General features: G+C 68.9%; 13 protein-coding genes and 1 pseudogene. 6 read left to right on the forward strand and 8 right to left on the reverse strand.

Going from position 1 to position 16,543, the window contains the following annotated elements; translation table 11 throughout:
• Window positions 1-1,080: 1,080 nt before the first annotated feature.
• From LO772_RS31720 to LO772_RS31730, 3 genes are all read right to left on the reverse strand, one after another.
• A complete protein-coding gene (locus tag LO772_RS31720; RefSeq protein WP_231775472.1) occupies window positions 1,081-3,009 on the reverse strand; it encodes a VWA domain-containing protein in 1,929 nt (642 codons plus the stop codon).
• 370 nt (window positions 3,010-3,379) lie between these two features.
• Window positions 3,380-3,811 (reverse strand): DUF6891 domain-containing protein, encoded by a 432-nt coding sequence (locus tag LO772_RS31725; RefSeq protein ID WP_231775473.1) that lies wholly within the window; start codon window positions 3,809-3,811, stop codon window positions 3,380-3,382.
• Window positions 3,760-4,002, reverse strand: coding sequence for a hypothetical protein (locus LO772_RS31730; protein ID WP_231775474.1), 243 nt, complete (start codon window positions 4,000-4,002; stop codon window positions 3,760-3,762). Before LO772_RS31730 ends, LO772_RS31725 begins: the two co-directional genes overlap by 52 nt.
• 237 nt (window positions 4,003-4,239) lie before the next feature.
• Between LO772_RS31730 and LO772_RS31735 the strand changes: the two are divergent.
• Window positions 4,240-4,866: pseudogene (locus LO772_RS31735) on the forward strand (transposase family protein); the annotation flags it as partial.
• A 143-nt stretch (window positions 4,867-5,009) separates the two neighbouring features.
• On the opposite strand, the gene LO772_RS31740 reads toward LO772_RS31735, so the two are convergent.
• Window positions 5,010-5,549 (reverse strand): putative immunity protein, encoded by a 540-nt coding sequence (locus LO772_RS31740; protein ID WP_231775475.1) that lies wholly within the window; start codon window positions 5,547-5,549, stop codon window positions 5,010-5,012.
• Window positions 5,550-5,750: 201 nt separating this feature from the next.
• On the opposite strand from LO772_RS31740, the gene LO772_RS31745 reads away from it, so the two are divergent.
• On the forward strand, window positions 5,751-6,077 hold the full coding sequence (locus LO772_RS31745; protein ID WP_231775476.1) for a hypothetical protein: 327 nt from the start codon (window positions 5,751-5,753) through the stop codon (window positions 6,075-6,077).
• Between the two features lie 950 nt (window positions 6,078-7,027).
• Window positions 7,028-7,639, forward strand: coding sequence for a nucleotidyltransferase domain-containing protein (locus LO772_RS31750; protein ID WP_231775477.1), 612 nt, complete (start codon window positions 7,028-7,030; stop codon window positions 7,637-7,639).
• Between the two features lie 165 nt (window positions 7,640-7,804).
• Here LO772_RS31750 and LO772_RS31755 read toward each other — a convergent pair whose 3' ends face one another.
• Window positions 7,805-8,011 (reverse strand): hypothetical protein, encoded by a 207-nt coding sequence (locus LO772_RS31755; RefSeq protein ID WP_231775478.1) that lies wholly within the window; start codon window positions 8,009-8,011, stop codon window positions 7,805-7,807.
• A 108-nt stretch (window positions 8,012-8,119) separates the two neighbouring features.
• A complete protein-coding gene (locus tag LO772_RS31760) occupies window positions 8,120-9,079 on the reverse strand; it encodes a helix-turn-helix transcriptional regulator (protein ID WP_231775479.1) in 960 nt (319 codons plus the stop codon).
• Window positions 9,080-9,159: 80 nt separating this feature from the next.
• On the opposite strand from LO772_RS31760, the gene LO772_RS31765 reads away from it, so the two are divergent.
• Window positions 9,160-9,894, forward strand: a complete 735-nt coding sequence (locus tag LO772_RS31765; RefSeq protein ID WP_231775480.1) for an NAD(P)H oxidoreductase — start codon at window positions 9,160-9,162, stop codon at window positions 9,892-9,894.
• 123 nt (window positions 9,895-10,017) lie between these two features.
• Here LO772_RS31765 and LO772_RS31770 read toward each other — a convergent pair whose 3' ends face one another.
• Complete coding sequence (locus tag LO772_RS31770; RefSeq protein WP_231775481.1) at window positions 10,018-10,317, reverse strand: hypothetical protein; 300 nt, start codon at window positions 10,315-10,317, stop codon at window positions 10,018-10,020.
• 320 nt (window positions 10,318-10,637) lie between these two features.
• Here LO772_RS31770 and LO772_RS31775 point away from each other — a divergent pair, with 320 nt between their 5' ends.
• Window positions 10,638-11,516 carry a hypothetical protein gene (locus tag LO772_RS31775; RefSeq protein WP_231775482.1) on the forward strand — a complete coding sequence of 293 codons (879 nt, stop codon included), beginning with the start codon at window positions 10,638-10,640 and terminating at the stop codon, window positions 11,514-11,516.
• 1,160 nt (window positions 11,517-12,676) lie between these two features.
• A complete protein-coding gene (locus LO772_RS31780) occupies window positions 12,677-14,605 on the forward strand; it encodes a hypothetical protein (RefSeq protein ID WP_231775483.1) in 1,929 nt (642 codons plus the stop codon).
• Between the two features lie 392 nt (window positions 14,606-14,997).
• Here the strand turns inward: LO772_RS31780 and LO772_RS31785 are convergent, their stop codons facing one another.
• On the reverse strand, window positions 14,998-15,816 hold the full coding sequence (locus tag LO772_RS31785; protein WP_231775484.1) for an SDR family NAD(P)-dependent oxidoreductase: 819 nt from the start codon (window positions 15,814-15,816) through the stop codon (window positions 14,998-15,000).
• Window positions 15,817-16,543 lie beyond the last annotated feature (727 nt).

Consider the following 16,543-nt stretch of genomic DNA (forward strand, 5'->3'; position numbering starts at 1 on the left):
CACGTCAACCCGCACCGGCACGCCGGGAGCCGACACGAACCGATCGAAGGGGCATCGAACGTGGTCATGCGACGGCGTCGATCCGGAGGAACATCGCCTCCATGGGCCGACGACGAAACCGGAGTTGCGCTCGCTGCTCAGCCGGTTGCCGTCGTCGCAGGAACCACTGATGTAGAGGGCTCGTTAGGGCGCACGGAACCGGAGATGCGGCGCAGCGGACCTTCGGGCAGAGTTCCCGGAACATCTCGTCGCCGAGGACGGCGGGAGCAATTGTCAATAGTTGTGGGTCGGGTGACGCCTGATCGGGCTGTGTAGGGCTCTGGTCGCTCGATCAGCTCGCCATGCTCGAAGGGCATTCGGTGCGGAACGCGTCCAGGGCCCGCGTCCTGCGTCGGCGACGTCGAACGGATTTGCGTCGGGGTCGTCACCACGAGATGCAGTTCCCCGGGGACGGGCGTGCCGTCGTCGACGTCCACTGTCCCGGCGACAAGACGGCCCGGCAACAACGCAGCTCCCTTCGGTCGGTGACGCCGCCGCAACTCGTCGAACTCCCCGTGCAGAAGCATGAGTTCGAATGCCACCTGTCGCGCAGTACCGACGCCGGGCGAGGCGCCGTCATCGATCTTGAAGCACTGGCCCGCTCCATTGCTTGGATCTACTTGTGCCACGCTCGGACTCACCCGCCGTGGCAAGCCGTGCATTGGGTTGCGATTCGCGAAATCCTTTGAAACCGGCGAGAAGGTCGACCGGAGAATCCGTCTTCGCTGTGGTGAAGGAATGAGTCGAAGCCGTCAAGAGAAAGCTCGACCAGGTCGAACCCCCTCCGACAGGCGGGCTGTTCACCGCAGCATCGCACTGGCGCTCAACGCACCCGGGCCTCCTGTCGGCATCGTCGACACCGACAGGAGGCGAGAAGGCGGTGCCCGGCTGTTGGGTGTTCGGTGGCTTGGAGCAGGCGAGCCGCCTCGCATCCCGGGCTCGACGGACCGCAGATTCGCCCCAGTGTTGCCCAGTCGAACAGCAGCGGGGTGTGATGGCGGCACCGCACCCTTGTCGGTGAAGCGGCCCGGTGGCCGTGTGTCAGCGGCGGCGGAGGCCGTAGTAGCCGACCCCGCCCAGAAGCGCTACGGCGGCGACGATGCCCAGCGGAAGCGCGAGTTGGCTCGCGGTTGACTTGTCGTCCTTCGACGAGGCCGACTCGCCTGGCAGGTCGGTGCCGTTCTCGGTCTGCCCGGCGCCGTTGCCGCCGGTGGCCTGGCCGCCGGTCGCGACGCCGGACGCATCGGACGTGTTCCCGGGGGCGCCGCTGCCCGCATTGCCGTCGAAGGCGAACACCGGGTCGTTGCCCGGCCGGGGGGCGCCGGTGATGTCGACGGCGAGGTCGATCGGCACGATCACGCCTTTGGCTTGGTCCGATGGTTCGGCGACCTGGAGCTGGATGTAGTAGGTGCCGGGCACCGCGTAGCCTTTGGGGTCGAGGCCGCCCGCGTCCTCGGGTTTGGCGACCTGCCACGGGCCGCAGACCCATTCGAAACGGCCGGTCTGTCGCGTGAACAGCTTGGTCACCCTGGAGTCGACGGCGTTGCACTTGGTCAGTTCACGCGTCGCGTTGTAGACGTTGACGGTCCATCCGGTGGCTGTGCCGTTGGGGAAGTCCGCCGGGATCTCGACGCCCGCCGTGACAGTCAGTTGCTGACCGGCCTTCAGGTCCACGCGCCAGAACGGTGCTTCGCCGACCGCGATCGACTGCCGGTAGGCGCCCGGTGCGATGGGTGTGGCGCTGTTGAACGAGAACCCGCCGACGGCGTCCGGACCGGTGCGCGGCTGCGGCACGGTCTCGCCGGCCTTCGCGGTCGAGTCGTCGGCGATTCCGACCAGCAGTTCGACGGGCAGGGGCGGATTGCCCGCGTTGGTGATCTTGTTCTCGATCATGATGCAGCCGATGTCGTCCGGCGCGGGCGCCTTTCCGGCCTCGCCGGGCTTGCTGCGCGCTCCCGCGGAGATGTTGTTCGTCCAGCCCGGCGTCTGCTCGTACTGGCGCAGCCAGTCGTCGGGAGATCCGTCGCCGATCGTGCCGGCCTGGACGGTGATGCCGGAGCCGCGCGGGTAGCCCTTCTCGGCGATCGCGGTCGCGCTGACCTGGAGTTGCTGGTCGGGGCGCTTTTTGACCTTGTAGTAGAGGTCGCGTCCGCCGGTGAAGCCGTCGAGGTACTGCCCGGGCGTGATCAGCGGGGCGTCCGAACACCCGTTGACCGAGCCGCTGACGGGTGTCCCGGTGGCCTGGTAGGTCGTCCAGGCCCTGCGGAAGAGGGTGCCGAGGTTGGCCGTGAGGGCCTCGGCGTTGTCGGCGTCGGCGTAGGAGCCGCCGGTGGCCTGGGCGATGCATTTGAGTTGGTCGCGGGCGGCGCCGGTGGTCTTGAAGCCGACGGCGTCGATGGCGAGGTCGATTCCGGCGGCCTTGAGTTCCTTGGCGACGTCGCACGGTGGCGGCGGTGCGCAGGTGTCCTCGCCGTCCGAGATCAGGACGATGCGCCGCGGGCCGTCGGTGCCGAGGTCCTGGGCGGCGGCGCGCAACGCGACACCGATCGGGGTGAAGCCGACCGCGTCGAGGGCCGCGACCTTCTGGCTCGCCGATGCCCGGGCAGCCGCGTCCATCGCTCCGACGGGGAACAGTTGACCGGTGTCGGCGCAGCCTTGTGCTGTGTCCTCGCCCGGGTAGCTCGCGCCGTACACCCGCACGCCGAGAGGGGCGTCCTGAGGCGCGGTGTCGATGATACGGCCGACGGCCTGTTTGGCAGCGGCCAGACGGGTCTGCCCGCCCGCGTCATCGGCCTTCATCGAGCCGGACAGGTCGAGGACGAGGTTGATCTTGGGAGGCGAGCCGACTTCGGGTACGGCGGGAGTACCTGGCGCGGCGGAGGCGGCCGGTGCGGAAGGCAGCAGGCCGCCGAGCAGCAACGCCGGCAGCACGAGCACCGCGGCTCGTGAATGGCGTGATCGGATGGACATGGCTCCGCTTCCTTTGCCGATGAATTGGCGGCTGACTACCGACGGAGCCGATCGTAAGGATCTCCGACAGACGCGCGCCGGGGGAGGGACCCTCACGAATCCCTCACATCGGGCGGGCCCGCACTCCCCCCGGCCGTCCGCCCGGGCACGCTCGGGTCGGGGTCTGACACATCAGGTGGCCGGGCCGAGATCGTTGGCAGCTGAGACCATGCGGCACATGGCGGGTTCGGGCTGTGTTCGCTGAAGTGGTCGGATGGCTCCGACATCCGCGCCGATGACTTCGCCCCGCTCTCGCCGCTGCCACCGTGTCGACATGCCCGGCCGTACTCTCCCCACTGCTCCGACCTACCCGGACGGATACGGCCCCGGCTCAACGCGGACACACCGAACCAGCCGACCGAGGCTGGGGAGCCGCGGTCCAGCGGCGTTTGCGCCAGGCGAAGGGAGGGATCTCGATGCGGCTGGACACGGCGCCGTCCCACTTCACACGGACACCATGAGAGGTCAGGACGTCGCGCACATCTCGGGCGATTTCCGCGCCGGGGTCGTCGCGCTTCGCCAGATCGTCTTCGAACGCGCCGAAGGCCAGCCTCAGGCCTTCGCCCGCTACGTCGGCGTCAAGGTCTTGGCCATGGTAAAAGACCGCGCCGCGTGCGGGAGCCGAGCGGGTCGACGCCACTTCGTACACATCGGTCCAGCCATCGGACATGGTGTCACCCGCGTTCTGGAGTGCGACGATGCCGCGATCATTCAGCTCGTCGAAAGATCGGTCGATGGCGTCGTCGTGATGGGTTCGCGCCAACGGGCCTCGCGTCGCCGGTGATCCCGGAATTGCCGCCTGATGTGGGCCTTCAACTCACCGACGAGCGCGTGGTCGTCCACCCCGAGGTCACGCTCCACCCCTTTCTCGACCTTCTCCTGCTCCTCAAACCCACCCCAGACCGCCACCGCGATCCGCTTGTACAGGAATTCGATGTCGTAGGCATCAAGCATCGCGGAAGCCTACTGACAGGCACTGTCATCGCCTACCGAGCCGCGTGATCGGGCTGTGCGAGACGGGAATTCACGACCCGGCCATGACGACCCGGACGTCGTCGGGGGACAACCGTCCGCTCCGGGTGTTACCGGGAGCCAGGGCCGCGGTCCAATCACACGGGCCGCGCAAGCGCGAACGAGACAACCGCCACACCGCGCACTGTGTGTTGAGCGTTGGGCAGGTGTGGGTGGAGGTGTTTGCCGTTGGACTGTCGGGTGCTGCTGGTCGCGGTCCATCTGCGGACGAACCTGACATGCGGCAGATGGCGCCGCGGTTCGGCGTGTCGACCGCGACGGTGTGCCGGGTCGTGCGGCGGCTCGGTCCCGCTGGTTTCTTGGAGGCGGCGCCCTGTCCGGAGTCGGCCGCGGATCGCCGACGGCACCCTCGCCCCGGTCCGGGACCGCAGCGTCGCCGCGTCCTCACGCAACTACCGCCTCAGCGCGAACGTGCAAGTCGTCGTGGATGCCGACACCCGGCTCGTGGCCGCGACCGGCCGACGGGTCCCGGGCACCACCGCCGACCGCCACGTCTGGCGGGCCACCGGCCCGGACGCCCTGTGCGCCGGCACGGTGGTCCCGGTGGACGGCGCGTATTTCGGGACCGGCCTCGTCGTGCCGCACCGCAGACGCAGGAACCGGGCCCTACTGCCCCGCGAGGAAGCCGGCAACGCCGCACAGCGACACGTACGTGCCCGCGTCGAACACGTCCTCGCCCACCTGAAGAACTGGACAATCCTCCGCGACTGCCGCCTCAAAGGCGCCGGCCTCCACCATGCCATGCAAGCCGTCGCCCACCTCCACAACACCGCCGAGACACAGTGACAACCCCGCCCACCCAACGGCTGATCACGCCCCCGAACAGACTTCTGCACCAACTTTAGGCTGTGTATCGAAAGTTGCAGTTTGCGCGGGGTTCGTGAGCTCGGTGGATCACGAGCATCGGTGACGTTCCTGAAGGTGATGAGTCACCGCGATGCGCGCAGGGAAGCGTCCAAACTGCTCATGAGGTGGGCAACGCGGCTCTTGCCTGTTGGTACGAGCGGATACCGGTTGAGAACGTCGATGAGGACCGGCGAGGCGCGCTGCCCCGCCTGATCGAGTAGCTCGTCTCCGACGTTGGGATCGTCGCCTGCACACAACTCCACCACGCGCGCTGCGCACGCGGCCCCGCGCAGGATGTGACCAACCTGGGTAGCCATCGGGATGGGGTGCAGATACGCGGCGGCTGCGGCGTCTCCAGCGGCGCGCGCGGCAAGACGTGCGGCTTCGGTGGGTGCTGCTTTTGCTGCGCGGTGTGCGTCCAAGGCGGCAACGCGCTGCAGTTTGGTCCTTCTCGCCCCGTTGACGAACTCCCAGGCAGCATCAATGGCTGCGCGAGGCCGAGGATCACCGGGAACTCTCTCCTCGAACACAGGAAGGACTTCCTGAGCGCTCTCCGCCACGTAGCGCACCACGACGCGCAGCTCGTCCGTGGTCAGCTCGAAGTCGCCGGCACCGGATGTCATGACCCGATTCTCCCATCGACGTGTTGGGCGACGACGCAGTGCTTCGCTCACGCGCACGAGGAGCGGGTCCACGATGTGGGTCTTGAGTGTGTGATGATCTCGCTTCGTGTCGCGAGGAGATCCGACGGACGCGCAATGCGGGGTGCTGGTACCGCTGTTGCCCCTGGGAAGAAGCCGGGACGGCCGCCGGCATGGACATGTATGCGCCTGATCGACGGCATACGGTTCCGGGGGCCGAACCGGAATCCCGCGGCGGGACATGCCCGCCGAGTACGGCCCCTGGGGCCGGTCGTACGACCTGTTCCGTCGCCGGCAGCGGGAGGCACCCGGCAGCAGATCTTCGCCACACTGCGGGCCCGCGCGGACGCGAAGCACCTGATCATCTGGGACGTCAAACTCGACTCCACGGTGTGCCGGGCGGCCCAGCAGCCGCCGGGGCGCGAAATGGAGGACTTCCAAAAGGAGCCGCCCGGCGGTGTCCAGGCCGAGCCGACCGACCATGGCCTCGGCGTTCGTGCGGAGGGCTGACCACAAAGCTGCACCCAGCCGTCGAGCAGGGCCTGCGCCCCACGTCCCTCGTGATCACAGTCGGGCAGCGAGGCGACTCCCCGCAGTCCGAAGCCGTGCGCGAGCTCATCCGGGTGCCCCGCCCGGGCAGAGGCCGACCGCCGAATTTCGACGCGACGGACTACCGCGAGCGCCACGCTGTCGAGTGCGGCATCAATCGCCTCAGGCGCCACCGCCCTGTGGCTACCCGATACGACAAGCCTGCCGTGCGCCACGAGGCAACCCTCCTCGTAGCGGCCATCAACGTGTGGACTGTGACCAGCACTTTCGATACAGGCCCAGGCAGCATCGACGATGTTCCTGCTGCCAGGATGATTCAAGACCATCTCCCCGGTGCCGGCCTGCTCATCGCGCATGCGGCCCTCGGCATTGTGCCGCACCGACGACAGGTCTACTCTGAGGCAGCCTCTCCGTTACGGAATCGACAGGGGGAACCACCATAAGTGACTCCGACACCAACTCACCAAACTCACCCGCTGAAACAGCGAGCCAGGGCTTGACCAATACGAGTACGGCGCCCCAGACGAAAGGCAGTCCTCTTGATGTAGGCCTCGGCGACTCCGGCCCTGTATCGGGAGCAACCACGTTCCGGAAGGTCGAAGAAAAGAAGGCCGCCGCACGGCAGATGAAGTCCCAAACAATGACGAAGTAGGCTCTCGCCCGTATATCCGCACCGACGGATGTGTCGGCCCGGAAGCCGTAACACCGCGAAACCCACCCGGTGGCGGCGCGGAAGTCGGGTTGGCCGAGTTGAACGGTGCTGTGTCGGTCCGCGAGGTCGCGCATGACGGCGAGTTTCTGCTCCGCGGCGGCGGCGAGGCCGGCCGCGATCGGTGCTGGCCTCGCCGAGCCACCACCTGACTCCGGTAGGCCATCGGCGCACCGAAGCAGGTCGCGGAAGAGGGGACGACATGACCTACGGGCACACCCCCTTGAACAGATGGGAACCCGCGTCCCTTGCCGAAGTCGCCGACCGGTTCGGCGACCTGAAGACCCCCTGGTGGGTGGCGGGTGGATTCGCCATTGAACTCGCGGTGGGCCGCCGGACCCGAGATCACGGCGACATTGACGTTCTGCTACTGCGGCGCGACCAGCTCGCTGTTCAACACGCTCTGCCGGACTGGAAGTGGTGGGCCGCCGATCCACCGGGGAGCCTGCGCCCGTGGGCATCAGGCGAGGTTCTCCCTGAGAGCGTTCATGATGTCTGGTGCCAGCCACAGCCAGGCAGCCCCTGGCGCATCCAGATCCTGCTCGACGAAGCCCAGGGCGAGGAGTGGGTGTCGCGCCGTGATCCCCGAGTACGTCGTCCGATCGGCGCGCTCGGCCTGATGTCCGCCGACGGTATCCCTTACCTCGCGCCGGAGGTGCAGCTCTTCTACAAAGCCAAGGAGCCGCGTCCCAAGGACCAAGCGGACCTCGACGCAGCCCTGCCCACGCTCGCCGACGATCAGCGACACTGGCTCATCCACGCCATTACCCAGGCTTACGGACGGCATCCGTGGGCCGACCGGCTGCTGCTGTGATGCCAACAACACGATTGGCGACACGACCGGGATTCCGCGTGCCCCCAATTCGCTGACGTCGGCTCAGAGTGACTTGACCGACTGCAAGGAGGGGCTCCCGGCCCCAAACCGCAAGTTCGGTCGAGCGAGCGTGCTCGTGAACGCACGGGTGCCGAAGTCGCCTGCTCAGACGCCGAGGGAGGCCGCGCGCAGCTCGAAGTGGGCCGGGAAGTCCCGGCACTCCTGCGCGGCGGGCTCGCCGCAATCCTCACGGTGCCGCTGCGACCAGTGGCGGGCGAAGACGGACCGTAGCCGGTTGACGAAGTCCTTGGTGGCTCCGTTGATGTCCAGAACAGTGTTTGTCGACGGTCTCGGGAGGCGGTTGGTGGTCAACGGACTTGCAACTGCCGAGAAGAATTGACGGTATTGCCGCGGCCATGAACGCGGGGGGCCGGCCACCTTGTCGGGGTGGTCGGCCGTCGAGGCGGGCAGTGGCGGAGGTCAACGGTCCGTCCTGGTTCGTTGGTTCGTGCCCGCGCGCGGGCGAGGTGCCGGGCGGCGGAACTGTCCTGGGGTCTTGCCGCGCAGGCGCTTGAACGCGGTGCTGAACGCGAACGGGTCGCGGTAGCCGACCGCCTCGGCGACGTCCGCCACGCTGTGATCGGGGTCGGAGAGCAGTTCCTCGGCGATGTGCATGCGCCAGTCGGTCAGGTAGCTCAGCGGTGGCCGGCCCATGACCTCGGTGAAGCGCTTGGCGAAGTGCGCCCGCGAGACGTTCGCCTCGGCTGCCAGCGAGCCCACCGACCATGGCGCTCCGGGGTGCCCGTGGATGGCTTCGAGGGCGGGGCCCGCGACGGGGTCCATGGCTCCCCGGTACCAGCCCGGGGCGTCGGCGCCCGCCTGTTCGAACCAGCAGCCCAGGGTGCAGGCCAGTCCGGTGTCCAGGACGCGGTCGATCAGGGCGGTTCCGCCGGGCAGGTGTCGTCGGGTGAGCGCGTTCCGGGCCAGGCCGAGCCACAGGACGTTGTCGGGATGGTTCTCGTGCAGCACCAGCGCGGGGGGCAGGGTGCGCAGCAGCCGCTCCTGGCGGGTGCGGGTGGCACGGTAGCCGCCCGCCATCACCGTGGTGGGGTCGCTGGTGCCGGGGCCTGCGGTCCGGGCGGGACCGGTGTCGGTATCGAGGCAGGCGATCTCGTAGGTCCTGTGCGGGTGGTTCATCGTGCCGACGCTGTCGGCCAGGTGGAAGGGCGCCGGGCCTTGCACCAGCGCGGTGTCGCCCGCACGTACCGTGAGTTCGGTGCCGTCGGCCAGGATCACCAGTCCGCCTCCGCGGATCACCGTCAGCATGGTCAGCGGTGCGCCGTCGGTGAAGCGGATCGCCCACGGCGGCTCCAGCACGGTCTGGGTGACCCACGCGCCCTCGGCTCGAATGCCGCCGAGCATGTCGCTCAAGGGGTCCATACGGGGAGTGTAGACGCACACCAAGGTATGCCCGTGTTTCACCTATGGATCGTCCACCGGCCTGCGGCTGTACTGGATCCATGAACCACGAGGCCGCCACCGAGAACGACCGTTCCCAGCGCGCACGCACCGCCTTGATCGTTGTCGCCCACCACCGTTCCGACTCCCTGACCGCCGCCGTCGCCGACCGCTGCGCGGTCCGGCTGCGGGCCGCGGGATACCGCGTCGACCTGCTCAATCTGCACGCCGAGGGCTTCGACCCCCGCAACCGCCCGGCGGACGAGCCCGATTACGGCGATCCCGACAAGACCTACTCCGCCGAAGTGCACGCCCACATAGGCCGCGTGCACGCCGCCGACATCGTCATTCCGGTCTTCCCCGTGTGGTGGTTCGGGCTCCCGGCACTCCTGAAGGGCTGGTTCGACCGGGTGTGGAACCACGGTCTCGCGTACGGGCGCACCGACTCCCTGATGGCGGGCAAGCGGATGCTGTGGCTGGGCCTGGCCGGGATCACCGCACAGGACAAGAACGCGGATCTGGTGTTCGGGCTGCTCGACGGCCCGCTGCTCCGGGGGATCTCGGAATACTGCGGCATTCCCGACACCGAGGTGGCGGTGATGTTCGACAGCGAGGGCAGCGGCCTGACCGGCGACGCCCGCGAACAGCACTACCGCCGCCTCTTCGCCGAGGCGGATGCGGCGGTCGACAAGGCCATCACCAAGAAGCCGGGTTCGCAGACTCGGAAGCGCGACCTGCCGCATGGCAGCGGCGAGGAAGCAAGCCCTCCGCGCCGGCTGGACGCGGCGGACGCATAAGACCGCACCCAGGACACCAACCGAAGCTGCCCGAGACGCGCAAGACGGCGCACGGGAAGCCGCCCGGCGAATCGCACATGCAGGTTCTTGGCGATGCCGTCGGCCAGGCACCGGTATGCGCCGTCAAGGTCGGCGCACCACGGCTGTAGGTCCGGGTCCGGGTTCAGAACAGAGGCCGAGGCTGCGACAGACCCGGCCGCGGGCGGTTTCCCAGATGGCGCCGTCGAGGATGGAGCGGTACGGGGCGCCCCACTTGCTCGGGACGAGGACGAACACCTCGTGGCTGCGCGGCGCGCAGTGTTTCGACGGCGCCGACGACCCCCGCCTGCGGGGCCAGGAGGGTGTGGCTTCGTCGGTGCCGGCGGCGTTGTCGACAGCGGCGAGGTCGACCAGGTCGAGCGCGGCGGTTAGGGTCGCGATCATGGTGCGTCGACCACGCCTGACGTCGGGCAAGACCGGACGTACAAGCCGAGGTGAAGTCGTCGGGAGGGCAGCGGGGGTCCGAGCGGCGCGTAGTACCAATGACTGGCGTGCAACAAGGCGGGGAGGTCCGGCGGACGGTCGCCGGGACCCCCAGGGCGCGGTGTCGGTGAGCTGCTTCGATACGCGGACGACGGTGTCGTTCCGCGCCGGTCGGTGAACGACGTCCAAGATCATTGGCAAGCCGTGTGTGGGAAACGGCACGTACGGATTGAAAGGGGAGAGAGGAAACGGCCCGCAGGGGCCCGCGCCTCCAACTACCAATGGATATCAAGGAGACGAACCACAGGTGGCGGACAGTGCTGGCCGACGGTGACCACGACGGCGTCGAACAGTTGCTGCGGTCCGAGACCCGGCTGGCGCTGCTCGGGCACGAGTGGTCGGGGACCCTTCAGGCAGCGGAGACGGCCGAACTGCGGGGGTTGCTACTGGTCGGCGGCGACGACGCCCCGTTCGCGGCGGACTCTCCGTGGAGCATACCTGGCGGCGTCGGCCTCGTCGGCGCACTGGAACATGTGTGGGCGTCGGTCGCCGGGAAATGCCCGGATTTCCTCACGATGTTGCGCGCGGAAGTGCTGGGTCTGGCACTCGTCGCGATGAACGACAGGTACCTGCTCGGGTATCTGCACCTCTCCGATCGTTCAAGGGAGTTGCCGCGCGACCTGAGGGACCTGGCGCCGTACACGGGGTCGGACTCCCTGACTGTGCTGTGGGGGACGGCCCCGACCCGCCTCGACCAGACCGCCGTCGTCCCCCTGATGGATGAGCCGCTCCCCGGAGGCGTTCGCGACCTCGCCGCAGTGCATGCCCGCCTCACGTCGTTCGACTTCGACCTGAGACTGGACCACTTCACCACGACGCTTGGCGCCTCCACCCTGGCCGACTACGAGGGGGAAGATCCCGCCGACTACGACCGCGACGAGGACTTCGCCCGCGCGGTGAACGGCGAATTCGACCGCTGGATACGGTTCTGTACGTGTGACTCCGCCGCTGAGGCCTACTTCCTGGACATGGGCGATCGCGATCCCCATGACATCCCGCGGGTCGCGCTGTCGAGCATCAACGGCACCTCCGAGCGTCCCGGCGAGCCCTTTTGGGACTGGATCGACCAAGCACTCCCGTCTCTGCTCTTCTGCGCTTGAGCGGCGTGTGCCTGCCCAAACGTACCGTGCGTGTCGCCGACTCCCGGGTGTTTCACAGGTGTTCGGATGTGAAGCACCGCCATCCGCCACGCCCGCACCTCGGCCGCCGACCAGAACCCCGATCATCAGATCGGCATGCTTCTCCGCCACGCCGTGACCCGCGACAACACCCGCGTCGACGTCGCCGACGGCGATCAGCGCCCGGCCCCGTGCGGTCGGCTCCTGGGTCGGCAGCAACTCCCGCACCCCAGGAGCACCGGCCCGGCGGCAGCGAAAAGGCCTGACGTCAGTGCCTGACGCCGTCGGGGGTCGTGGAAGTCCGCGGGTCTTCGCGTAGGCGTCCCCCCACCTCCTCGATCATGGCGACGCGGTCGGGAACCGCCTCGTGGAGTCGCTGCCGCGACGGACCGGGACGATGAGGCGCATCCCGTCGACCGAGGCGATCAAGGGCCCCGCTGCATGCCTGGGCGAGGCCGATGGACGCCTGGTGTCTGATGAGGGCCGCGTTCGCGGCCCGGTAGGTCGCCGATCGCCGATACATCGTTGGCTGACTGCACAGGTGGAACACGAGGCCTCCGGAATCGTGTCTGCAACCGGGCCGTAAACTGCTGACTGGACCGAAGCCAATCTGACCGGTGACACTGTCGCAGACACGACCGCAAGCGGCTCGCGGGGGTGATGGACCGGCGGGCTAGAATTGCTGTGCATGTCCTCCGCACCGGGATTCGCTTATGAATTCGCCGATCCGTCCCTGTTCGCCGCGCTGTACGCGCGGATGCCCGACGAGACACGTGCTGCAATACGCCGAAACGAACTTCCGCACACCGGACCGGTGGTGGACTGGTTGTGTGCGCAGGCGGGCGACGATCACGAACTCGCCCTGGCACTCACCGACTGTGCACTTGCCGTACGCTCGGATGCCCTCGGGCGGCAGGTCATCCATGCGTTGGCGCAGCTGGACGATCCATCCATCGCCGTGATGCTCCACCGCAGCACGGCAGGACAGCGCCAGTCGTTCGGTGGTACCGGGTACTCGGCCCGCGACACCGTCCTCACCGCGGTCTTCTCCGCTGTGCGGCACCCCGCGGATCCGGCATGGCACGCACCGGACGGGCTGGTCTCCGCGCTCCTTCGGGAATCCCCCCCAGGACCCGCTCGACTTGCTTCCCCTCCTCACTGCGCCGTTCGCCGGACTCGCCGCCGTCGCTCGCGAACACCTGGGCCCGGCGTTCACCGCGTCCGACTGCGAGCAACCCGCCGACGCATCCGCGAATCCGGCACCGGCCTCCGCGCCCGTCCTGACGCCGAGCGCCAGACTGCTCTTGGCGCTGCGCACCGGCGACAGTGCCGTCCTGGCCGCGCCGGTCGACTGGTCGGCGATCACTGCGGTACACCGACAACACCCGCTGCCGACGCGCGCGCTGGAGACGCTCGCACAACGTGAGGACTGCCCCGCGGAGTTGCTGACGGATCTCCACCGCGCTGAGCCCCGTTCGCTTCCCGACACGAGTCGGCTGCCCTTCGATGCGCTGGACACCCGGCATTCGCAACAGCTGTACGGCTCCGAGCTGCGGCCGCAGACCATCCGACGCGGACTGCGACGAGGCTGGTTCCCCGTCGAGCGCGTCCTCCACGAGACGGGGACCGCTCTGGAGGTGCTGACCGCGATCGGTTACGAGGATGCCCCGGAACCGCACATGGCCGCAGCGCTTGCCGAGCTGGTGGCACCGCTCGGCGCCGATCCTGCCGCGTGGATCCACCTGTACACGCAGGCGCCGCGGTTCCGCGGCCCATGTACCGCACTGGTCGCCGACGCTGTGGGCCGTGCGCGTAGCCATCCCGACCCGGTATGGCCGCACCGCACCCAGGCGGAGATGCCCGGACGCCCTCCGGAGGGGGCACGCGCCGCTTTGACCGTTCTGCTGTCCGCGGCCGTCGACGACGCGGCGATCGCCCTCGTCCCGCGCCTGGACCCGCGGGCGGTCCAAGACCTGTTGCGGTACGCCCGGCTGGGCACGAAGGCCCGGGACGCGCTCCTCACGGTGTACCCGGACGCCGCGGTCTGGTGGGCGGCCTCGGCGCCCGCCGGGGCCGACCGCGACTTCCTGTTGGACCTCGACGACCCCGAGGTCAACGCCCTGCTCTTCCAATACGGCCGCCTCCCCGTCGCCGAGCGCAGGCGCATCCTCGCCGGCCGCCCTCGCTGCGCCGACCGACACGGCGAAGTCCCGGTGGCCGACCGCGTGGTGGACATGGTCCTTTCCGGCTACGAACTCAGCGATGTCCGGACGCGGTTGCTCGACTGTGTGTACTCCGGAGACGCCACGTTGGTGCGGGTCCTGCTCGGCCGGGCCAAGGTGTACACCGAAGTCGCCCGCCTGCGGCTGCTGGTCAGGCTGTGGGAGCGACAAGGTCCCGCCGCGGTGGAAGCCCTCCTGGACGAGACCGAGTTCCCACGGCGGCGCAGCGCGAAGCACCCGTTGCCCCCGCGGACGCTCACCACGGCCCGCGAGGCGCTCGCGCGGCCCGACGGGCTCGCGCACCTCCGGGGCAGGTTGGCGGACGCCTTGACCCCCAACGCTGTTGCCGCGTACCTCATCGGAAAGGGCGGTGCGGCAGTAGGCGAGCGCATGCAGCGCGTCACGGAGGAGGTCGGCCCCATTCCCTGGGACGCCATCGCGCGGCGACATGCGCACAAGCCTCTGGACACCGCCACGCTCGAGGTGCTGGCCGAGCACGACGAATGCCCCACGGAACTGCTGCGTGCCCTGATCCACCGGTCCATCGACGACCTGCCCTGGCGCCTGCGCGGGACCGTTCGCGACCGCCTCGACGCCGCGGAACTGATGGCCGAGGCCCGTCCCGTGAGGGCCGCCCTGCCTCTGATGGCCGACGCCGAGGTCCGGCCGCTGATCGCGGCTCGGCTCGGCGACTCCGTGGAATCGTGGGCCGTCGCGGCGCGTCTCCTCCCCGACTTCCCCGGCTCCCTCACCGAACTCCTCGACACGGCAGCGTCGATCACCGCTGCACCAAGCGTCGACGAGAGCCGCGCAACAGCGGCTGCCGCGCTTCCCCTGCCGAACAGCTGAACTGACGACGGCGGGTACGCACGAGCCGATGAACCGGGCGTCGGCTTCGCGCCGTCCATGGGAGGCGGAGTCGCGCCGCCATCCACGGCCGACCGGGCCCGTCTTCTCCATGAGCTGGATGCGGTGCAGATCCTGCGACGGCTCTGGGCCCAGCGCTACGGTACGACGCCGGAGGTCGACTGCGTGGGCGCGGAGCGGAACCACGCGTTACGCACCGGAGGTGAAGCCACCATCTCCGAAATCGTCCGCGCTCACGGCACTGCTCGCGGCGCGTTCCCCACGCTTGACAGCGGCTCGACGAGGTGGAGGAATGAGGCGGCGACCCGCGGCCGGTGCGGCTACACGAAGGCCCAGCCGTTCCCGCCGTCCCGGGACTGACTGGGGGCCTGTCTTCACCCTCGCAGGGCCGCCGCGATGAGCGCGTCTGCGGCCTCGCGCAGGCGGCGGCGCGCGTCGGGGTCATACGCCTGGGCCTCGGCCTTGGCGTCGCGCCGGACGTCGAAGAAACGGCCCGTGACATCGTTCAGGGACGGGTCGTCGACCAGCCGGATCAGCGCGTCGCCGCCGGTCTCCACGGTGTTCATCGGCGTGCCGCCGGCCTCACGGACCATCGTCGTGGCCATGAACGTCGCAGGATGGAGCGCATTGGCCGTAACCGCCTGATCGCGCAGCTCGTCGGCGACGTCGAAGGTGTCCATGATCTGTGCGAGCTTGCCGCGGCAGTACGCCACGCGGCCATCGTAACCGTGCTCGGTCTGCAGGTCGGCGAAGTCGAGCGGGGCCTGCCCGAGGGACGCGACGTTGACGATGCGAGCCGGGGCCGACCGGGTGAGCAGTGGCATCAGTTTGCGGGTCAGCAGGTGGCCGGCGAGATAGTTGACCGCGAACCGCAGTTCGATGCCGTCCCGGCTGACCTCGCGGCCGGCGCCGGGCGCGCCGAATCCGACGCCTGCGTTGTTCACCAGCACGTCGAGCCTGGGGATGTGATCGGTCACCTCGTCCCCCAACACGTCGACGGCGCGCAGGTCGGCGAGGTCCGCGACGACGACTACGGGATCGGGGCCGCCGGCCTGGGCGATCTCTTCGCGGACGCGCTCGGCCTTGCCGGCGTCGCGGCCGTGTACGACGACGCGGGTGCCAGCCCTCGCGAGGCGTACTGCGACGTGCCGACCGAGGCCGTCAGTCGCGCCGGTGATCAGGGCGGTCTTCATTGAGGTTCTCCTCGTTCTCGACGCCATCGCTGTGACGCTGCTGGGCAACCGTCTGATCGTCACCCGGCCCGCGCGCTTCCCTCGCGCCACCTACCCAGTGCCATGAGCGACGATCGCCAAGCGGGCTGCTGGGCCGCTGGTATGCAACGACTTCCCGGCATCCACCAACGCACCACCAAACACTGCGAATTCCAGGTTTGCTCCGCTCGGGCCGTTTGGCTACGGACCCCCGGGCGTGCTCGGCGCCTGTGAGGGATCCGAGTGGCCGGGAAGGAATCGCAATGACGAAGTCAAGCCGGCTGGGCGGAAGCCGGTGCCGCGGCCGGAGTCGCGGGGCACCGGAGTCAGGCCAACGTGGGAGGCCAGGCGGCCGGCGACGACCCGCTCCACAGCACACTGGGCTTCGGCATCGACGAGAAGGCCGACATCCGCTGCGCGGGCTCGGCCCCCGGCATCTCCAGGCCAATCTCGAAGCCGGTCCCGCGTGTTCGCCATGTACCCACGGGCCCGCATCGGTCATGGCCACCTCGGACCTCGGGTTCTCCCTGGAAGAAACCCAAATCTCGCGAACTCGCAAGGGGCACGGTCCCGATGCTCCCTCTCTCTGCCGCACCGTGCAACGCGGCCGCTGCAGCCCGAATGCCAACTCCCTGGGTCACAAGGGTCGTTCTTGGGTTGATCGGAGCGTGTGGTCACCTCTCCGCGAACCGCCGATCGTGGGCGTGCG

The sequence above is a fragment of the Yinghuangia sp. ASG 101 genome, assembly GCF_021165735.1.
Taxonomy (GTDB): Bacteria; Actinomycetota; Actinomycetes; order Streptomycetales; family Streptomycetaceae; genus Yinghuangia.

Coding starts and splice junctions, on each gene's coding strand:
- LO772_RS31730 (WP_231775474.1), bottom strand. CDS start 4,002: ATGCTTGATGCCTACGACATCGAATTCCTGTACAAGCGGATCGCGGTG.
- LO772_RS31745 (WP_231775476.1), top strand. CDS start 5,751: ATGCGCCTGATCGACGGCATACGGTTCCGGGGGCCGAACCGGAATCCC.
- LO772_RS31770 (WP_231775481.1), bottom strand. CDS start 10,317: ATGATCGCGACCCTAACCGCCGCGCTCGACCTGGTCGACCTCGCCGCT.
- LO772_RS31760 (WP_231775479.1), bottom strand. CDS start 9,079: ATGGACCCCTTGAGCGACATGCTCGGCGGCATTCGAGCCGAGGGCGCG.
- LO772_RS31765 (WP_231775480.1), top strand. CDS start 9,160: ATGAACCACGAGGCCGCCACCGAGAACGACCGTTCCCAGCGCGCACGC.
- LO772_RS31720 (WP_231775472.1), bottom strand. CDS start 3,009: ATGTCCATCCGATCACGCCATTCACGAGCCGCGGTGCTCGTGCTGCCG.
- LO772_RS31740 (WP_231775475.1), bottom strand. CDS start 5,549: ATGACATCCGGTGCCGGCGACTTCGAGCTGACCACGGACGAGCTGCGC.
- LO772_RS31775 (WP_231775482.1), top strand. CDS start 10,638: ATGGATATCAAGGAGACGAACCACAGGTGGCGGACAGTGCTGGCCGAC.
- LO772_RS31785 (WP_231775484.1), bottom strand. CDS start 15,816: ATGAAGACCGCCCTGATCACCGGCGCGACTGACGGCCTCGGTCGGCAC.
- LO772_RS31750 (WP_231775477.1), top strand. CDS start 7,028: ATGACCTACGGGCACACCCCCTTGAACAGATGGGAACCCGCGTCCCTT.